The following is a 16,417-nucleotide window of genomic DNA, read 5'->3' as shown; positions in this document are numbered from 1 at the left end:
GACGAGCACTTCTGAAACCACCTTTTTATTGCGAGGGTCGCGGAGCGACCCTCGATAAAAATCTGGACCAAAAGCCTTCCTCACCCCCTCAAGCGCGTCTCCGACGCTCCTTCGAGGGATTCGTCGGCCCGGAAAATCTTCGATTTTCCGGAGAGACGCTAGCGACTAGCGGTCGTGTCATCAGCTGTTTCCGATGGTTGTGAAAATGCGTGTTCCTGGCGCTTGCGAAGATTCCGTTACTGGCGGCTGTGTCACCGGCCGAAACTCGCGATTGTGCTACTTCGACAGTACCTTCTCCACGCTCGCCGCGACGCTTTTGGCCTTCTCGGCCAGTTCCTCGGAGATGTTTCCTTTCTCGACGGCCGTATCGAGTTCGTCGTCGTCCACCCGTTCGACGGTACCGTCCGGCCGCTTCACGACATCGACGTGTAAGTCCACGTAGCGAACCGAGTTGGGAAACAGTTCGACGGGCGTACAGACGTTGACGTAGGTTCCCTTCGATTCGCCGTCCTCGCTCCGGTAGGCCGTCGGATACCACCATCGCCCCTCGCGGAACTTCGTGATGGCCACGTCGCCGCGTTCGCGGTCGGTGCCGATGGCGTCGTAGGTTCCCGAACTCCCCATCGTCCGACGAACGGTGTATTTTCCGGCGTCGGGGTCACATTCCTCGACGGTGCCCTTGCCGAGCGAGAAACAGCGCCCGTCGGGCTTGCCGTGGTCGATGAACACCTCGCCATCGGATTCCGGACCGAACTGCCGGAGGGTCGCGCCGGTCGGAGCGTCCTCGGGGTGTTCGTCCGGGTCGTACAGGTCCTCGGCGAAATCGACCGCCGTACTCGCGGCGGAGTCTGCGGCCTTGATTCGGTGGTGGCCGGGCAGGGTCGTCGTGACTTCGCGCCGAGCGTCGTCCAACGCGAAGCGCGATTCCCGGCCGAACCAGAGCCACGTCGTGGCTTCCGGTTCGGCGACTGTCCGGGGTGTTTCGACCGACTCGGAAGAGTCTGCAAGCGCGTCCTCGATGGTTTCGGCACCCTCCACGGCCCGCGAGAGCGCGTCGTTCATCTCGTCCAGCGTGGCGTCCGCGGCGGCGTACTCCCATCGGACGCCCCACTCGTCGGGCACGTCCGTCGGAAGCATCTCCGTCGTCCGGGCGAGTTCGCGCCGACTGGCATCGTCCGGCGCGCTGGCGACCACGCTGTCCACGCCCTTCGAGAGGCTGGCCACGCCGCCGTACACCCGAACGTCGGTCCCGAGGCGGGAGCGGTCGCGCGACCACGGCGGTTCCGGGTCGTGGACCTGTACGCGGACGCTGTCACCCTCGTCGATTCGCCGGTCGATGGAGTGGAACGGGAGGAAGCCTTCACCGTTCCCGAGGTTCACGACTGCACCGCTTCCGAGGGTTTCGTCCACGACGCCGTCGAACAGCGCTCCCCGCGGTGCCGGGTCCTCCCAGCGGAAGGTGTCGATATCGAGGCTCGCCAACTCGTCGGCGATTCGGGTGACGGTTTCGGCGTTGCCGAAGACCCCGACGCCCTGTCTGTCGTCGGTGGTCTCGACCGTGGCGTCGTACTCGCCGGTTTCGAACTCGGTATCGAACCGTCGTCGAATGGGCGGTGAGGCTTGCACCACGTCGAAGTTCCCCCCGAGCAGGTGGGTGAGTGCGGTGGTGTAGATGCCTCTGATGCGAACCGTGCTCATAACTGGTAGTGGAACCGACACCGAATATTCTGCGTGTGAGTCGAGAAAGCGTGCATATACCTCCCGGTTTGTGGGGAGGGGATTTCAGGATAACGAGGTTCGACTGCGGAAACTTAGTCGTCGGCGGGGACGGTGCCCGTCCAATTCGCGTCTGTGACGCTGGAATTGGGATCGGTTACGGACGGTGCTTCGACGGTATTCGACTCCGTGGGTTCGTCTTCGGTGGATTCGTCTTTCTCCCGTCGTGTCGCTTCTTTCGGCGGTGCCGAGTACATAATTCCTCGACTGTGGCTGATGGGTGTCATAGTGTACCACGTTGGGCTATTCTTCTTATTAAACGTGCCCCTACAGGAATAATACGCCATATATACTCATATTAATTCTACTAGGAAAATCATGCCGAACGATTTACTCCTCATCCATGTGATATTGAAACTTGGACGAGAAACGAGACCCGGTCGCTCGCGGAATGGACGACTCGGTCGATCTGTATGGTATCTCTACATGGGAGGAGCGGACACGGCTCGACTGGTTTGCGACGAAGGTGTACGGGGGACTCTCCATCGTGGCGCGTGCATCCGTGATCCTTCTCGCGGCGGCGATTTTACTGCTCCAGGTAGTCTTCGGCGGCTTGGCGGTGGTGGGCAACAATCCGTGGGTCGGCGTCTTCATCTTCCTCTCCGTCGTCCCTGCGTTCGCCCTCGCGGCGTACATCTGGTATGCGGACGTGACGATGTCCGAACCCCTCCCGCTCCTCGTCGGGACGTTCTGCCTCGGCGTCCTGTTCGCCATGTTCGCGGCGGTGTTCAACTCCAGGTTGAAACCGCTGTTCACCGGAATTCCACTCTTCGGGGCGGTCATCTACTTCTACCTCATCGTCGGACCGGTCGAGGAGACGGTCAAGTGGCTCGCCGTGCGTCTGTTCGCCTACCGGAGCGACAAGTTCGACGCCGTCATCGACGGTGCCGTCTACGGGGCGATGGCTGGACTGGGCTTTGCGACCATCGAGAACGCCATCTACATCAGCCAAGGCGTCCTCTCGTCGTCGGACGCTAATCTGATTCTGAGTGCCGGGAACATAGCCGTCTTCCGACTGTTCGCCGGACCGGGGCACGTCATCTACTCCGCGTTCGCGGGCTACTACCTCGGATTGGCGAAGTTCAACCGCGAGAACGCAGGTCCCATCGTGATTAAAGGCCTGCTCATCGCCGCGTTCATCCACGCGACGTACAACACGCTCGTCGGATTCGTCCCTGACCTCATCGCCGCGTTCTATCCCGGCATCACTCCCGGTATCGGCTACATCGCCTTCGTTTTCATCTACGACGGATTCTTCGGCTACCTGCTCTACCGAAAAATCTCACGCTACCGCGCCATGTACTCCCAAGTCGAGAACCGGGGCGAAATGGAGAACGACGACGGAACTCGACCCGTCGGATTCGACTCCCAAAGCGAACTACGCGACGTGGACGGACGGGTAGATTCCCAGCGTGAAGCGGAAACCCGAACGAGCACGAACGGTGGAACCGGAAGTAGCCTCCTCGGAAACGACGAACGTGATCGCCCCGGAAACGACGACGTCTACGCGAACCGGGAGGACGAGACGGAAAACAACGAGGTCGAGAATCGGAACGGGAATACGGACGACGAAGCCGGGTCGTCCGGTTTCGAGTTCTGAGAACTTCTACCGCTGCCCGGCGAGCAGTTCGTCCGCGTACTTCGCCAGCACGTCCACTTCGAGGTGCACCGGGTCGCCGGGTTCCTTCTCCGAGAGGTTCGTCACACGCCGCGTCGTCGGGATGATGGCGACGGTGAACGTCTCTTCTCCCTTCTCGGCCACGGTGAGACTGATGCCGTCGAGCGCAACCGAACCTTTGTCCACGATGTACTGCCCGTAGCCTTCTGGAATCGCAAATTCGTATTGCCAGTCTTCTCCCACCTCCTCAATGTCCGCCACCTCGGTCGTCGTATCGACGTGCCCCTGTACGAAGTGGCCGTCGAGGCGGGCGTCGGCGCGAAGCGCCCGTTCGAGGTTGACGACGTCGCCTTCCTCCACCTCGCCGAGGTAGGTCTTTTCGACCGTCTCGGCGGCCAGAAACACCTCGAAGCTGTCGTCGCCGAACTCCTCGACGGTCAGGCAGGCCCCGTTGACGGCGATGCTCGCGCCGTCCTCCACGTCCGAGAGCACGTCGTCGGCCGCGATGGTGAGCCGCCGACCGCCGTCCGAATCCTCGACGCGACGAACCTCGCCGACTTCCGCAACGATTCCAGTAAACATAACGGAACTGTGACGCCGCGCGGTTGAAAACGGTTCCGGAACCGGGCGCGATGGCGGCGGGTTTTTGGTCGGTGGCGCGGAACGGATGGGTATGACGATTGGGGACGGGAGAACATGACGATGGGAATCCTCGATACCGTAAGTCTGGCCGCGACGTTGGTGCTAGCCATCCCCATCGCGCTCTTCGGCATCGACCGCATCGTCGCCGGGGAGTTGATTCTCGGCGGTGTGTTCGTCGCCATCGGCGTCGGTATGGTGCTGGTCCGTGAGAAACTCACGACGCCCACCGACATCCCCTCCAGCGCCGCCCAGAAAGTCGTCGGAACGGTGGCGAAAACGGACGAGGACGAGGAAGAATAGTTACAGACGATGCAGGCCGGTGGCTATGACTGTTTGATCCGGGTAACGAGCGCCCATGTTATTAGTCCAGCAACAACCGTGAGAGCAATTGTGGCTACTCTGGAAATACCTCTGGTAGGAGTCATAAACCAGTACAGGACAGCAATAATTGCTATCGTAGCGATGAGACTGGACGATACATCTTTAGATACCGATTCTATGGAGGCCATTCTTATCTATAGAAAGAGTTTGGAAGATTAATAATTTTTGACGCAAACCGAAACCACCTCGCCTTCGATTCAGTCCAACTCGTAAATATCGCCGTACTTCTCGGTCACGTAGTCGAGGAAGTACTCCGCGGTCAGCGGTTCGCCGGTGGCTTCCTCGATGAGTTCGTCCGTGGTGTACTTCTGGCCCTGCTCGTGGATGTTCTCGGTCAACCACTCGCGGATTGGCGTGAAGTTCCCTTCCCGGATGAGTTTTTCCGGGTCCTCGATTTCCTCCTCGATGGTGGCCCACAGTTGGGCGGCGAGGACGCTCCCGACGGTGTAGTTCTGGAAACTGGCGAACCCGCTCGTCCAGTGGATGTCCTGTAGACAGCCCTCCGAATCCGTTTCCGGGACGATGCCGAGATACTCCTCCATCAGTTCGTTCCAGCGGGCGGGGATGTCGTCCACGTCGAGGTCCCCGGCCACGAACTCTTGCTCGATTTCCGAGCGAAGGATAATGTGCATGTGGTAGGTCAGTTCGTCGGCCTCGACGCGGATCATGTTGTCCGTGAACACCTGATTGGCCGCCTCGTAGGCCTCCTCGGCGGTCACGTCCTCGAACTCCGGGAAGCGTTCCGTGACGGTCGGGAGGAACAGTTCCCAGAACTCCTTCGTCCGGCCGACGTGGTTCTCCCAGAAGCGCGACTGGGATTCGTGAATCCCCGAACTGCGAGGTTCGCCGAGCGGCGTGCCGTAGGCGTCGTCCCGCAGGCCGAGTTGGTAGGTCGCGTGTCCGAACTCGTGGATCGTCGCGGTCAGCGGATCCACGAAGTCGTGGTCGTGATACCGGGTCGTCACGCGGGCATCGAACTGCGTCCCGGACATGAACGGGTGCGGCGCGGTGTCGAAGCGCCCACGGTCCCAGTCGTAGTTCAGGAGATCGAGCGCGTCCCGACAGAGCACCTCCTGATCCTCGGGGTCGAAGGTTCCGGCGAAGGCGTCGTCGGCGATGTCAGCGCCGTTCTCGTGGACGTCCTCGATGAGCGGAATCAGTCCCTCCCGCAGTTCGTCGAAGATCTCCTCGACGCGGGAAAGCGGGAGGTACGGTTCGCTCTCCTCGAACATGACCACGTAGGGGTCCTCCTCCGGATCTACGTGCTCGGCCAGTTCGATGTGAAGGTCGCGGAGTCGGTCGAGATACGGCGCGAACGTCTCGAACTCGTCTTCCGCCTTCGCCTCGCGCCACGCCGGTTGGGATTCGCTCGACGTTTCGGAAATCCGCTCCACGAGGTCGTTCGGGATGGCGACCGCGCGGTCGTACTCGCGGCGTACCTCGCGGACGACGGCGGCCTGTTCGTCGTCCAACTCCTCGGCTTCGAGTGCTTCCAGCAATTCGCCCGTTCGCTCGTCGGTCAGCAGTTCGTGGCCGATGGACTGGAGCGCCCCCAGTTGCTTCGCACGGGCCGGGGTTCCCCCTTCGGGCATCTTCGTCTGCTGGTCCCAGTAGAGAACCATTCCCGCGTTCTGAACGTTCGAGATTCGTTTTCGTCGGTCGAGGAGTTCCGCATACGGCGAGTCGAGTTCCGATTCGGCGGTTGCCATGAAAGGCAGTTCCTCTGGCAAACGCTATCAATGCGCGGGTATCGGAAAAGGGAGAATTCGGTTATTCGGCTTCGGCTTCGATTTCGCTCGCACGCTCGTCGAGGATGTCCTCGACCGATTTGTCGTTCGGTTCGTTGTACAGCAGTACGTCGAGTTTGAGCGTCGGCGCGCCGCTGACGAGGTTCTCCATGATGACGAGGCGCTCGCGAGCACGGCTCATTCCGACGTAGAAGACACGGCGTTCGTTGTCGGTGAGGATCGGGACGGGGTCGGTTCCGGCGGTGAACTCCTCGTCACCGGGGACCTCGATTCCCTCGTTTTCGACCGATGCCGCCATCTGTTCGACGACCTTCTCGGTCAGGTCGGTGCCGATGAACACGTGGTCGGCCTCACGACCTTTCGCGCTGTGGATGGTACCGATACGGACGCGGTCCCGCGCCGTGTCCTGATACCGTCCGCTGAAGTACGCCTTCATGGAGCGCTTCTGGTAGCTCGTCACCTTCCGAACCATGTCGGAGGCGGATTTCCGTCCGGGCATGAACGGCGCGAAATTCTTCACGAAGTCGGCGTCGAACTCCAGTTCGGTGAGGTCGTCCACGTCCTCCGCTTCCTTTCGCTCGTCGATGGCGTCGAACATCTCGTCGCGGTCGTTCGTACCGAAGGTGGACTCGGTCAGCATGTCCGCGAGTCGTCGCGCCTGCAGTCCGTCGATGGGTTCGCCGTCCTCGATTTGCTCGACGGCTTCGACGTACTGGTTCAGGCGGTCGGTCCACATTCGCTGGTCGGTCAGCGTGCGGAACGGGATGCCCTCGTCGATGAACTCGTCCACGAAGCGGAACATCTGGTAGCGGGCGCGGAACAGTACCATCACGGTACCGTCGAACTCCTCGATGGTGTAGCGGACGTTCCGCACGAGGTCAAGCATCGACGGGTTCTCGACCGCTTCGACGGTGCCGCCTTCCTTGCGCGGTTTGAGGTTCTTCTCCTGTCGCTCTTCGATGTGGCTGACTTCCTTCTGGACGACTTTGAGAACGCGGGAGGGGAGTCGGTGGGAGGTGTCGAGAATCACGTCTTCGCCGCCCTCGCCGAGCAGGAGTTTGGGGTCCGCACCCTGCCACGCGTAGACGACCTGGTCGTCGTCACCGGCGATGAGGACGTTTTCCATGTGTTCTTTCCACTCCTCGTAGATGTCGAACTGCAGTTGCGTGATGTCCTGAAACTCGTCGATGATGAGGTAATCGACGCTGGGGAGAAGCGAACGCTGTTTCACGCGTTCGAGCATGTCGGCGAACCCGACGAGTCCGTTGTCACCCTTGTACTTTCGCCACCCACGGATGGCTTCCGGAACGTCGAATCGGTCGTCACTGCTCGGCCACGTCGGGGTGTACTTGTTGCCCTCCTGTGCGTTCGGGTCGATGTCCGGCGGCAGTCGAACCTCTTCGACGTCCCACTGGAACGGAACGTCGTGCCAGTCGGCGACCTGCCGTCGGGTTCGCTGGAGCCACTGGGAGGTTGCGATAATCTTGTTGCCGAGCGTCGTCGAACGGGCCGTTCGACGACCGGAACCGCTGTACTCGTCCTCGTATTCGAGGCCGAAGTCCTCACAGAACTCCTGTTTGTCCTTCTCACCGACGACGTCACCGCGGGAGAGATTAAGCAGTTCGTAGGCTTTCGCGTGCATCGTGCAGACGTTCCCCTGAAGCGAACGTGGGTCGACGTCGAGACGCTCTGCGAGCCGTTCTCGAACCTCGTTCGCGGCAGCACGGGTGTACGACACGACGAGGAGGTCCTTTACCGTGACCCCGTCCTGTGCGAGAATGTCCTCTACTCTATCGAGTAGTTCGGTGGTTTTACCACTTCCCGGCCCACCGAACAACCGGGTTACTCTTGCGTCCGTCTCTGCCATTGGCGTAGTCATTACACCAGCACAGGTTCCGGGAACGTATAAAACGACGTGAATCGGAGTCGTGGCCGTTACGTGCCGCAGGACGAGCGCGCATCGCGTACCGCCGCACCGTCCCGAACCTCGTCCTCACAGTTCGGACAGACGCGTGGATCGGTCGTTCCAGGCGGTGTGAACACACATGCGTACGACGTCGTCACGAACCAAACGCAATTCTGACAATTCAGAATTTTATCTCATATCCTATGGTGAAAATAACCTGTGATGGTTCTATCGGTAGAACGGGTTACGCGGGTTGCCGATCGAGCGACGTCAAAGAAAGAACGGTCGTAGCCGGTGTTCGATATTCGTACGACGAGTCTGTTAGTGGATCAACGGGGACTACGGATTCCAACCACAGACCGTACATTCGGTCGCCGTAAGGTTATGAAGTCCACCACATTCCGGACACTGCTTTTTGTTATACTCCTGTTCCCAGTCTACTTGTTCGGTCTCGTGACCATGGTCTTCGAGGAACTGGTCGAACACGGATTCGTCGTCTCCGGTTGGTGCGGAGGCCATACATGCTATGCTAATGCACACCATCCATATAATCCTGATGGTTAAACAGACCCATACATAGCTTTGATTGCAAAATTCGGGGGAATTGAGTCAGGGAACTGGGCCGAAATATCGGGCGAGTTCCGTCCCGAACTCCGCGGCCAACGCGCCGACCTCGTCGCCCGAAAGCACGTCGTACTCCCGTTTCATCGCCGATTCGACGTGAACACCGAGCGCGGCGTCGAGGACGGCATCGCTACGAAGGAATGACACCCCGTTCGTGAACTCCCGCTCCCGTTCGACCACGTATCGATCTCCATCGATGAACGGGCCGTACGCGTCCGAGTCGGCGTACTTCTCGTAGAACCCGGTCGCGTGAGCACGGACGTGAATCGGCGGTCCGTCGTGGCGCTCGATTGCCGGTCGCTCGGCCACCGAGAGTTCGAAGAACAGTACGGCGGTGTCGTCGGCGAACAGTTCCGACCTGAGGACGTCGAACCCGCGCCGCGAGAGCGCGTCAGCGACGCCCGACAGCGATTTCTGAAGCTGTGGATACAACTGGTCCTCCACGATGTCCGGCGCGTCGAACCGAATCGCCACGGGCGTCGTCCCGCGCTCGGCGACGAACTCGCGCACGTCGTCGGCCGTCAACGGCTCCGGTGATTCCGGGAAAAATACCGATTCGCGCGGCTTCGATAGTAGGTCACGGGCGTAATGCTGGAGCCGTGCGACGTTCTCGGCCGAAAGGACGGCCGCCACGTTGCGCTCCGGGTCGGTCGGATCGATGACGACCAGCGGGTCGTGGAACGTCGCCGTCCCGTGGTCTTCCGGATCGAAGCGGACCTGTGGCGTCCACTCCGCGGCCGCCTCCAACACGCCGCGAAAGCTCCCGTATTCGAGGACGAGTAGCTCCGCCAGATACCCCGAAAATCCCTTCGTCCTGAGGTCGCTTCCGTACGCGCCGATGCCCTTCAGGAACTGCTTGAACAACAGTACCTCTCCGGCCAACTCGTCGTCCAACCGCGCTTCGAGATACTGCGTATGAAACGGCGTCCGGTCCACCGCCGACTGGATATTCGTCGCCGACTCGACGCGATAGCAGGGGACGAAATCCACGTCGAACCTGTCGAACTCCCCTTTCACGTAGGGGTGCTCGGCGTACTCCTCGTGTCCGTCCGGCAGGACGGCGTGGCCGATTTTCAGCCCAAACGACTCCAACTCTTCACGGTCGAGGTCCGGCGGGAAGCGAACGAACAGGTCGATATCTCGGTCGCCGCTCGTCCACGTCCCGCGGGCGGTGCTTCCCACCTGAATCACGTCGGCGTCCACCGACAGGTCGGCGATCGTCTCTTCGGCGCGTTCCGTCAACTCCCGAACCGCCGTTCGCAGCCGACGCCGTTCCTCGGCGTCCGGTTGTATCCCCGCTCGAACCGCCGAAGCGACCTCCTCGAACCGTTCCATCGGGCGAACGTTTTCCACGAGCGCGTGAAAACGTATCGATGCTGTCGGACGAAAACGAAAGCCCTATCAAACAACTCGGTCTATGGATGAATGCAGTCGGAAGCCGCCGTAGCTCAGTTGGTAGAGCACCTGGTTGTTACCCAGGTTGTCCCAGGTTCGAGCCCTGGCGGCGGCGCTTCTTCGATTTACTTCATCGGCGAGCGTGTTCTGTCGATATACCGTAAAATCCAGACAGAACCCGGTACGCTAAAGAGGTATGCCAGATTACGGTTGATTGATACGGGCCCTTAGCTCAGTCTGGTTAGAGCGCTCGGCTCATAACCGGGTGGTCATTGGTTCGAATCCGATAGGGCCCACTTCTGCCGAACAATCCGCGAGCACTGCAAAGCGTGTGCGAGCGACTGACGGAAACCCGTCGATTAGTGACCTGTAGCCGCGAGAAGACGACGTTCTAATTTCAACTACCTTCCTCTTCTACCTCGAAGCCAGCATCACGAAAAACGGATTTGGCTTTCATCGGGCCAGTGATATCCGGGCTGTAGTACGTATCGAGGCGTAAGTCATGAAGTTCCAGTTCACCACCCTTCTTGTAGATAATCGCGAATTCTGTGTGACTTCTCTCATCTCCTGGGTGACATACGATTCTATCGACTTGCTCCCGGCGGACTTCCCTCGCTGATGTGGTTCTGGTTTTGTCGGCCTTTTGAAGGATATACGAGAGGAGTACAAACACGACGAGGAACGCGATTATGAATTCACCACCAGTACGAAGCGTCCCGTCACCGCTGAGAATCATGGCGATAGGAGCCAAGAGTAGAAGGATGAATACGAAAAAGACCGGTTTACTCAAAGAGAATATGTTCTTGAACGAGGTGATCATCGAATTTTCGATGAGTATCACGTCATCTTTGACGGTGTATCTTCCATTCAATGTTCCAAAATCAGCCATAAAAGGAGGAAGATGATAACGATTTAAGAACTTACCGACCTACTGAATATAATGAGTCAGGAAACAGCGACATTCTCCAACTGTCACACGTTGGCGACAGCGTTTATCCGGAGTACCGTGGTACCTCTTACGAACTCATGAGTAACTCGGAGTACGCGTTGTTCGCACGGCTCGAAGCGAAAACCGGAAAAGAAGACGAAGTCGAGGAGTTCCTACGCTCGGCGTTACCGATGGCACAAGAAGAAGAGAAGACGACGACGTGGTTCGCGCTCAAGTTCGACGAATCGACGTTCGGCATCTACGACACCTTCCCCGACGAGGAGGGACGGCAGGCACACCTCGACGGGAAAATCGCCAGCGCGTTGGAGGAGAGCGCCGACGAATTACTCGCACGACCGCCACAGATCGAGGAAGTCGAAGTTCTCGAAGCCAAACATCCGTAGACGTCCGTGATGTCCGTCCAATACCGGTGTCCCGGATTTCGAAGAAACCGGCCGGTTCGGACGGGGACGACAACTGGATAGTCTTTCGTGGTATGTGTTACCATATGGCATCAAAAACGCCCGCAGCGGAGAGTGCCGCTGCTGAACGAACGACCCAGCGGTACGAGCCTTGGTTAGGCGCGATCATCGCCAGTCTCGCGGGAGGTATCGCGATGGGGATTTTCCTGTTGGTTTTGAGTCCAGATGCACTCACGACCGTAATTCCGGCGCTGTACGGACAGCAGGGTGCTGTCGCCGGATGGATAGTCCATCTGTTCAACAGCGCGGTTCTCGGCCTCGTCTTCGCCGCAATCGTCTCCCTGACGTCGTTGCGTAGATACACCGACAGTGAATCCGCGACAATCGGACTCGGGGCCGCCTACGGCGTGGTTCTGTGGGTGATTACCGGTTCGATCGTCCTGCCGCTGTGGCTCCAGGCCGTCGGCGTTGCTGGCGCACCGGCCGTGCCGACGTTCGCGTTGCCCAGCCTCGTCTGGCATCTCGCCTACGGTGTCGTCTTGGGCGCGGTGTACCGGTACGTCATCACCCTCTAACGGCGAAACGCGACACTGTCCTTTTTTACGTCTTCCGGGTCGAACGAGCGTCGGGAGAAGGAGTGCGGAACGGTACTGGCCGAGTTCACACGTCGGGCGTTTCCAGAATGCGCGGCACGCCCTGCGCGGTGATCGTCTCGCCGACGAGGTACGACGAGGCGGGACTGGCGAGGAACTGTGCGATGTCGGCGATTTCCTCGCTCGTTCCGATGCGGCGTTTCACGTCCCCTCGGTCGATGTTGTCGGCGCTGACCCCCATCTGACTCTCGACGCCCGGCGTGGCGACGAACCCGGGTGCGATGCAGTTGACGCGAACGTTCTCGTCCGCCCACTCGAACGAGAGCGTTGACGTCAGGTTGATCACGGCGGCCTTCGCCGCGCCGTAGTGGCTCATCTGCGGCGCGCCACCCTGCCCGGCAACGCTGGCGAGGTTGATGATGGCACCGCCACCGTTCTCGCGCATGCGCTCCCCGGCGACCTGCGTGCAGTGGAACGTCCCGTGAAGGTTGATATCCACAATGGTCTCCCACCCGTTCTCGCTGATGTCCTCGAAGGGAGCCATGAAACTGGCACCGGCGTTGTTGACCAACACGTCGATGCCCCCGAACTCATCGACGGTGGCGTCCACGAGTGCCTCCACGGCATCGCGGTCGGTCACGTCACACTCGACCGCCAGCGCGCGACCCGACGCGTCGCTCGCCGCTATCCCTTCGGCGACCGGGTCCACGTTCCCCTGTTCGCGCGAGCAGACGACGACGTTCGCGCCGTCGTCGGCGAATCGCTCGGCAATCGTCCGTCCGATACCGCTCGATGCACCCGTCACGATTGCGGTCTTCCCGGCGACGCTGAACTGTTCGACGGTCATACGCAATCCTCCGCTGTCGGTCGTCCTGCAACTGAAATTTCCATTGGTAACTACAGTCGCCAATATTCCGCCGCATGGTAATAAATGTGGATTCCACTCTTCGATCGTTATCTTGATTTCCCGGGAACGCCAGTACATAGCTGATCGTAGGAGATGAACTGCTGACCATGCAAGACGAACGGCGGGACTGGCGGGCGGTGTTCTGGGACATCGGCGGTGTCATCCTCGATACGGCGTCCGTCCGGCGTGCACACGAGGAGTTCGTCGGAACCATCGTCGCCTGTCGCTCGGGTGACGAATCGGTCGAGGATGCCATCGAGCGCTGGCGAACCGCCGTCGGCGAACACTTTCGGGAGCGCGACGGAACGGCGTTCCGGAGCGCACGAACCGCCTACGACCGCGCCGTGGACGAAATCACGGGGGAGGTGATTCCCGAGGACGAGTGGCGACCCGTTTTCGAGCGCGTGATGGCCGAAACGCTGCGACCCAATCCCGGTGCCGTCGAGGCGGTCGAGCGACTGGCGACGACGGACCTCCACGTCGGCGTCATCAGCGACGTGGACACCGAGGAAGGCGTCCATATTTTGGAGACGTTCGGCGTGCGGGAGGAGTTCGACTCCATAACGACTTCCGAGATGGTCGGCCGAACCAAGCCCGACCGGCGGATGTTCGAGACGGCCCTGGACGCCGCGAACGTTCCGGCGAGCGACGCGCTCATGATCGGCGACCGGTACGACCACGACATCGCCGGGTCGTCGGCGGTCGGCATGACGGCCGTCGCGTACGGGGCGGACGACGGGCCGGAAACCGACTACGCCATCGACGACTTACGGGAAATCCTCTCGATCGTCGGTGTCGAGTCGAAAAGCGAAGAGTCGAGCGGAGTCGATTGACAATTACCCGTCGTACCGAACCAGATGCTCGACTTCGCTCGGGTCGAGGTCTGAAAACGCGTCCCGCGCGATGACCCGCTTGTGGACTTCGTCCGCGCCGTCCACGATGCGGAACTGACGGACGCTCTCGTAGAAATCCGCGAGCGGGAGGTCCTTTCCGATGCCGTTGCCGCCACAGATTTGGACGGCCGTGTCGATGGCGTCCTGAACGACGTTCGCGGCGTACACCTTGCTCATCGACACCGCGATACGGGCCTCCTCGCCCGCCGCGATCTGCCCGGCGGCGTGACGGACCATCGTCCGAACCGCGTGGAGTCGGGTCTCGATTTCGGCGATTTCGAATCGAATCGCCTGCTTGTCCGAGAGCGGGCCGTCGAAGGCCTGGCGCTCGTCGGCGTAGGCTTTGGCGATGTCGAGGGCGCGTTCGGCCATGCCCGAGTAGCGCATGCAGTGGGTCAACCGCGCCGGACCGAGTCGCTGTTGGGCGATGGCGAATCCGGCGTTCTCCTCCCCGAGCAGGTTCTCCTCCGGGATTCGAACGTTCTCGTACTTGATCTCCGCGTGGCTCATGCCGGTGACGCCGCCGCCGACGTGCGGGATGTCGCGCACGACTTCGACGCCGGGGGTGTCGGACGGAACGAGGAAGATGGAACATCCCTCGTAGGGGTGGGCGTCCGGGTCGGTCAACGCCATCACGAGGAGAACGTCGGCCTCGCTCCCCTGTGTCGTCCACCACTTGTGGCCGTTTATCACCCACTCGTCGCCGTCCTGCTCCGCGGTCGTCCTGAGCATCTTCGGGTCCGAACCGGCACCCGGGTTCGGTTCGGTCATCGAGAAGCCGGATTTGGCGTCGCCCGCGACCAACGGGTCGAGCCAGTTCTCCTTCTGCTCGTCCGTTCCCACCAGTTCGAGGGTGTGCATGTTGCCCTCGTCCGGGGCGTCCACGCGGATGGCACCGGGGCCGAGGAGGCTCCGCCCGGCCGCCTCGAAGACGGGGAGCATCTCGTGGATCTCCATTCCCAATCCGCCGTGTTCCTCCGGAATCTGGGGTGCGTACACGTCGTACTCCTTCGCTTGTTCGCGGAGTTGGCGCATGGTGTCGTCGGAAACGGGTTCCCCGCCGAGATACTCGCGCTCGACGGGAATCACCTCGTCTCGGACGAACGTCCGGACGCGTTCGGCGACGTCTCGCCCTCGTTTCGGATCGTCGTACTCCATATCCACAACGGCGATTCAACAGTGTAAAAGTATTTCTCTCGTTTCGTTACCCTCGTAAGTTCTATACCGGACATCCACGTACAATCGAGTGACCACGAAGCCGATGTGGCCGTCCGCCGCGTGTCTGTCACGCGGTGTACCGAACGCCGTCATACGGTCGAGCGGGCGGACGGTCGGACGGACGGGCGAACGAGCAGACGACCACACGAGCCAATTGCGGACTGGAGGACTACCGATGACCAACGAAAATGGGGATTACTTCGAACGACTCGTCGATACGAACGCGCTCCGGACGTATCTGGAAGAACAGTTGGGCAATGCCGAGATGTACGACGTCTCCCACCACGCGGAGGGCCACTCCAACGAGACGCTGTTCGTGACGTGGGGCGACCGAGAACTGGTGATTCGGCGACCGCCACCCGGTGAGACTGCCGAGACGGCTCACGACGTGCTTCGGGAGTATCGGGTGATGGACGCGCTTCAGGACACGGCCGTTCCGGTTCCGACGACCGTGCTGGCCTGCGAGGACCACTCGATCATCGGCAGCGACTTCTACGTGATGGACCGAGTCGAGGGCGACGTGCTCCGGGACGAGGAGCCACCGCGCTTCCGAACCCCAAACGCGCGACGGTCCATCGGCGAGGAACTCGCGGACACGCTTGCGGCGATTCACAGGCTCGACTACGAGGCGGTCGGATTGGGCGAGTTCGGCTATCCGTCAGGCTACACCGAGCGGCAAGTCGAACGCTGGACCAAGCAACTCGACTGGGCGTTCGAACGAACGACCGAGGAGCGGGCCGTCCCGGAACTGGAGACGGTCGGCGATTGGCTCGCCGACAACTGTCCCGACGAACACGAGCACACGCTGGTGCACGGCGATTACAAACTCGACAACGTGATGTACGGGCCGGAGACGCCGCCGAAAATCGTCGGCGTCTTCGACTGGGAGATGGCGACGCTCGGTGACCCGCTGGCCGACCTCGGGTGGATGCTGTCGTACTGGCGCGACCCCGGTGACCCCGAACCGGCGACGCCGGAACTGGTTTCGACGTTCATGGAGGCCGACGAGTACCCCACTCGAAAGGAACTCGTGGAGCGCTACGAGGACGCGGCGGGTATCGAGTACGAGAACGACCGATTCTATCGGGCGCTCGCGGTGTACAAACTCGCCGCGCTGGGCGAGATGTTCTACCGGCGGTTCCTCGAAGGCAACAGCGACGACCCGATGTACCCGCAGATGGAGGAGCGGGTGCCCGACCTCGCGCGACGCGCGGCGGGTATCATCGACGGCGACGAGCCGCTGTAACTCCGGAACTTTCCAAAATTCCATAGAAACAGATTCAAAACACCGATAGTTGTTCAAATAGCTGTTTTACCTTACAGAGATAAACGGCCGCGGTGGAGTTAAGATGGCAGGGATGAAACC

At 60.8% G+C, this 16,417-nt stretch carries 17 protein-coding genes and 2 tRNA genes; 8 read left to right on the top strand and 11 right to left on the bottom strand.

Translation table 11 applies throughout. The features are described from left to right. Nucleotides 1-276: 276 nt before the first annotated feature. Both WBV42_RS03975 and WBV42_RS03970 read right to left on the bottom strand, forming a co-directional pair. Nucleotides 277-1,698 carry a DUF402 domain-containing protein gene (locus tag WBV42_RS03975; protein ID WP_423984884.1) on the bottom strand — a complete coding sequence of 474 codons (1,422 nt, stop codon included), beginning with the start codon at nucleotides 1,696-1,698 and terminating at the stop codon, nucleotides 277-279. A 113-nt stretch (nucleotides 1,699-1,811) separates the two neighbouring features. Then, the gene (locus WBV42_RS03970) at nucleotides 1,812-1,973 is read right to left on the bottom strand and encodes a hypothetical protein (RefSeq protein ID WP_423984883.1); all 162 of its coding nucleotides are present in this window, start codon (nucleotides 1,971-1,973) and stop codon (nucleotides 1,812-1,814) included. Between the two features lie 161 nt (nucleotides 1,974-2,134). Between WBV42_RS03970 and WBV42_RS03965 the strand changes: the two genes are divergently transcribed. Beyond that, on the top strand, nucleotides 2,135-3,376 hold the full coding sequence (locus WBV42_RS03965) for a PrsW family intramembrane metalloprotease (protein WP_423984882.1): 1,242 nt from the start codon (nucleotides 2,135-2,137) through the stop codon (nucleotides 3,374-3,376). A gap of 6 nt (nucleotides 3,377-3,382) precedes the next feature. Here the strand turns inward: WBV42_RS03965 and WBV42_RS03960 are convergent, their stop codons facing one another. After that, nucleotides 3,383-3,976 (bottom strand): riboflavin synthase, encoded by a 594-nt coding sequence (locus WBV42_RS03960; protein WP_423984881.1) that lies wholly within the window; start codon nucleotides 3,974-3,976, stop codon nucleotides 3,383-3,385. 114 nt (nucleotides 3,977-4,090) lie between these two features. Here WBV42_RS03960 and WBV42_RS03955 point away from each other — a divergent pair, with 114 nt between their 5' ends. Then, a complete protein-coding gene (locus tag WBV42_RS03955) occupies nucleotides 4,091-4,336 on the top strand; it encodes a DUF7533 family protein (protein ID WP_423984880.1) in 246 nt (81 codons plus the stop codon). 278 nt (nucleotides 4,337-4,614) lie between these two features. On the opposite strand, the gene WBV42_RS03950 is transcribed toward WBV42_RS03955, so the two are convergent. From WBV42_RS03950 to cca, 5 genes are all read right to left on the bottom strand, one after another. Continuing rightward, nucleotides 4,615-6,126, bottom strand: a complete 1,512-nt coding sequence (locus WBV42_RS03950; protein WP_423984879.1) for a carboxypeptidase M32 — start codon at nucleotides 6,124-6,126, stop codon at nucleotides 4,615-4,617. A gap of 61 nt (nucleotides 6,127-6,187) precedes the next feature. After that, the gene (locus WBV42_RS03945) at nucleotides 6,188-8,032 is read right to left on the bottom strand and encodes a UvrD-helicase domain-containing protein (RefSeq protein WP_423984878.1); all 1,845 of its coding nucleotides are present in this window, start codon (nucleotides 8,030-8,032) and stop codon (nucleotides 6,188-6,190) included. A 68-nt stretch (nucleotides 8,033-8,100) separates the two neighbouring features. Further along, the gene (locus tag WBV42_RS03940; RefSeq protein WP_423984885.1) at nucleotides 8,101-8,259 is read right to left on the bottom strand and encodes a DUF7563 family protein; all 159 of its coding nucleotides are present in this window, start codon (nucleotides 8,257-8,259) and stop codon (nucleotides 8,101-8,103) included. 151 nt (nucleotides 8,260-8,410) lie between these two features. After that, a complete protein-coding gene (locus WBV42_RS03935) occupies nucleotides 8,411-8,590 on the bottom strand; it encodes an HVO_0416 family zinc finger protein (protein ID WP_423984877.1) in 180 nt (59 codons plus the stop codon). A 90-nt stretch (nucleotides 8,591-8,680) separates the two neighbouring features. Further along, on the bottom strand, nucleotides 8,681-10,030 hold the full coding sequence (gene cca / locus WBV42_RS03930) for a CCA tRNA nucleotidyltransferase (protein ID WP_423984876.1): 1,350 nt from the start codon (nucleotides 10,028-10,030) through the stop codon (nucleotides 8,681-8,683). A 102-nt stretch (nucleotides 10,031-10,132) separates the two neighbouring features. Between cca and WBV42_RS03925 the strand changes: the two genes are divergently transcribed. Both WBV42_RS03925 and WBV42_RS03920 read left to right on the top strand, forming a co-directional pair. Further along, a tRNA-Asn gene (locus WBV42_RS03925) sits at nucleotides 10,133-10,205 on the top strand. A 106-nt stretch (nucleotides 10,206-10,311) separates the two neighbouring features. Beyond that, a tRNA-Ile gene (locus WBV42_RS03920) sits at nucleotides 10,312-10,386 on the top strand. Nucleotides 10,387-10,487: 101 nt separating this feature from the next. Here WBV42_RS03920 and WBV42_RS03915 read toward each other — a convergent pair. Beyond that, nucleotides 10,488-10,979 carry a hypothetical protein gene (locus tag WBV42_RS03915; protein WP_423984875.1) on the bottom strand — a complete coding sequence of 164 codons (492 nt, stop codon included), beginning with the start codon at nucleotides 10,977-10,979 and terminating at the stop codon, nucleotides 10,488-10,490. A 137-nt stretch (nucleotides 10,980-11,116) separates the two neighbouring features. Between WBV42_RS03915 and WBV42_RS03910 the strand changes: the two genes are divergently transcribed. After that, nucleotides 11,117-11,422, top strand: coding sequence for a putative quinol monooxygenase (locus tag WBV42_RS03910; protein WP_423984874.1), 306 nt, complete (start codon nucleotides 11,117-11,119; stop codon nucleotides 11,420-11,422). A 104-nt stretch (nucleotides 11,423-11,526) separates the two neighbouring features. Beyond that, complete coding sequence (locus WBV42_RS03905; protein WP_423984873.1) at nucleotides 11,527-12,015, top strand: histidine kinase; 489 nt, start codon at nucleotides 11,527-11,529, stop codon at nucleotides 12,013-12,015. Between the two features lie 85 nt (nucleotides 12,016-12,100). Here the strand turns inward: WBV42_RS03905 and WBV42_RS03900 are convergent, their stop codons facing one another. Next, nucleotides 12,101-12,880 carry an SDR family NAD(P)-dependent oxidoreductase gene (locus WBV42_RS03900; RefSeq protein WP_423984872.1) on the bottom strand — a complete coding sequence of 260 codons (780 nt, stop codon included), beginning with the start codon at nucleotides 12,878-12,880 and terminating at the stop codon, nucleotides 12,101-12,103. Nucleotides 12,881-13,047: 167 nt separating this feature from the next. On the opposite strand from WBV42_RS03900, the gene WBV42_RS03895 reads away from it, so the two are divergent. After that, on the top strand, nucleotides 13,048-13,773 hold the full coding sequence (locus WBV42_RS03895) for an HAD family hydrolase (protein ID WP_423984871.1): 726 nt from the start codon (nucleotides 13,048-13,050) through the stop codon (nucleotides 13,771-13,773). A gap of 3 nt (nucleotides 13,774-13,776) precedes the next feature. On the opposite strand, the gene WBV42_RS03890 is transcribed toward WBV42_RS03895, so the two are convergent. After that, a complete protein-coding gene (locus WBV42_RS03890) occupies nucleotides 13,777-14,991 on the bottom strand; it encodes an acyl-CoA dehydrogenase family protein (RefSeq protein WP_423984870.1) in 1,215 nt (404 codons plus the stop codon). A gap of 235 nt (nucleotides 14,992-15,226) precedes the next feature. Between WBV42_RS03890 and WBV42_RS03885 the strand changes: the two genes are divergently transcribed. Next, on the top strand, nucleotides 15,227-16,297 hold the full coding sequence (locus tag WBV42_RS03885) for a phosphotransferase family protein (RefSeq protein WP_423984869.1): 1,071 nt from the start codon (nucleotides 15,227-15,229) through the stop codon (nucleotides 16,295-16,297). Nucleotides 16,298-16,417 lie beyond the last annotated feature (120 nt).

Source organism: Haladaptatus sp., from assembly GCF_049589095.1.
Lineage (GTDB): Archaea > Halobacteriota > Halobacteria > Halobacteriales > Haladaptataceae > Haladaptatus.
Note: the sequence above shows the minus strand (reverse complement) of the source record. Positions and strands in the feature narration are given on the sequence as shown.

Bases quoted from the DNA above. Each gene is read 5' to 3' on its own strand.
- WBV42_RS03885 (WP_423984869.1), top strand. From the start codon at position 15,227: ATGACCAACGAAAATGGGGATTACTTCGAACGACTCGTCGATACGAAC.
- WBV42_RS03910 (WP_423984874.1), top strand. From the start codon at position 11,117: ATGAGTAACTCGGAGTACGCGTTGTTCGCACGGCTCGAAGCGAAAACC.
- WBV42_RS03935 (WP_423984877.1), bottom strand. From the start codon at position 8,590: ATGGCCTCCGCACCAACCGGAGACGACGAATCCGTGTTCGACCAGTTC.
- WBV42_RS03895 (WP_423984871.1), top strand. From the start codon at position 13,048: ATGCAAGACGAACGGCGGGACTGGCGGGCGGTGTTCTGGGACATCGGC.
- WBV42_RS03975 (WP_423984884.1), bottom strand. From the start codon at position 1,698: ATGAGCACGGTTCGCATCAGAGGCATCTACACCACCGCACTCACCCAC.
- WBV42_RS03960 (WP_423984881.1), bottom strand. From the start codon at position 3,976: ATGTTTACTGGAATCGTTGCGGAAGTCGGCGAGGTTCGTCGCGTCGAG.
- WBV42_RS03905 (WP_423984873.1), top strand. From the start codon at position 11,527: ATGGCATCAAAAACGCCCGCAGCGGAGAGTGCCGCTGCTGAACGAACG.
- cca (WP_423984876.1), bottom strand. From the start codon at position 10,030: ATGGAACGGTTCGAGGAGGTCGCTTCGGCGGTTCGAGCGGGGATACAA.
- WBV42_RS03945 (WP_423984878.1), bottom strand. From the start codon at position 8,032: ATGGCAGAGACGGACGCAAGAGTAACCCGGTTGTTCGGTGGGCCGGGA.
- WBV42_RS03890 (WP_423984870.1), bottom strand. From the start codon at position 14,991: ATGGAGTACGACGATCCGAAACGAGGGCGAGACGTCGCCGAACGCGTC.
- WBV42_RS03900 (WP_423984872.1), bottom strand. From the start codon at position 12,880: ATGACCGTCGAACAGTTCAGCGTCGCCGGGAAGACCGCAATCGTGACG.
- WBV42_RS03970 (WP_423984883.1), bottom strand. From the start codon at position 1,973: ATGTACTCGGCACCGCCGAAAGAAGCGACACGACGGGAGAAAGACGAA.
- WBV42_RS03950 (WP_423984879.1), bottom strand. From the start codon at position 6,126: ATGGCAACCGCCGAATCGGAACTCGACTCGCCGTATGCGGAACTCCTC.
- WBV42_RS03955 (WP_423984880.1), top strand. From the start codon at position 4,091: ATGACGATGGGAATCCTCGATACCGTAAGTCTGGCCGCGACGTTGGTG.
- WBV42_RS03915 (WP_423984875.1), bottom strand. From the start codon at position 10,979: ATGGCTGATTTTGGAACATTGAATGGAAGATACACCGTCAAAGATGAC.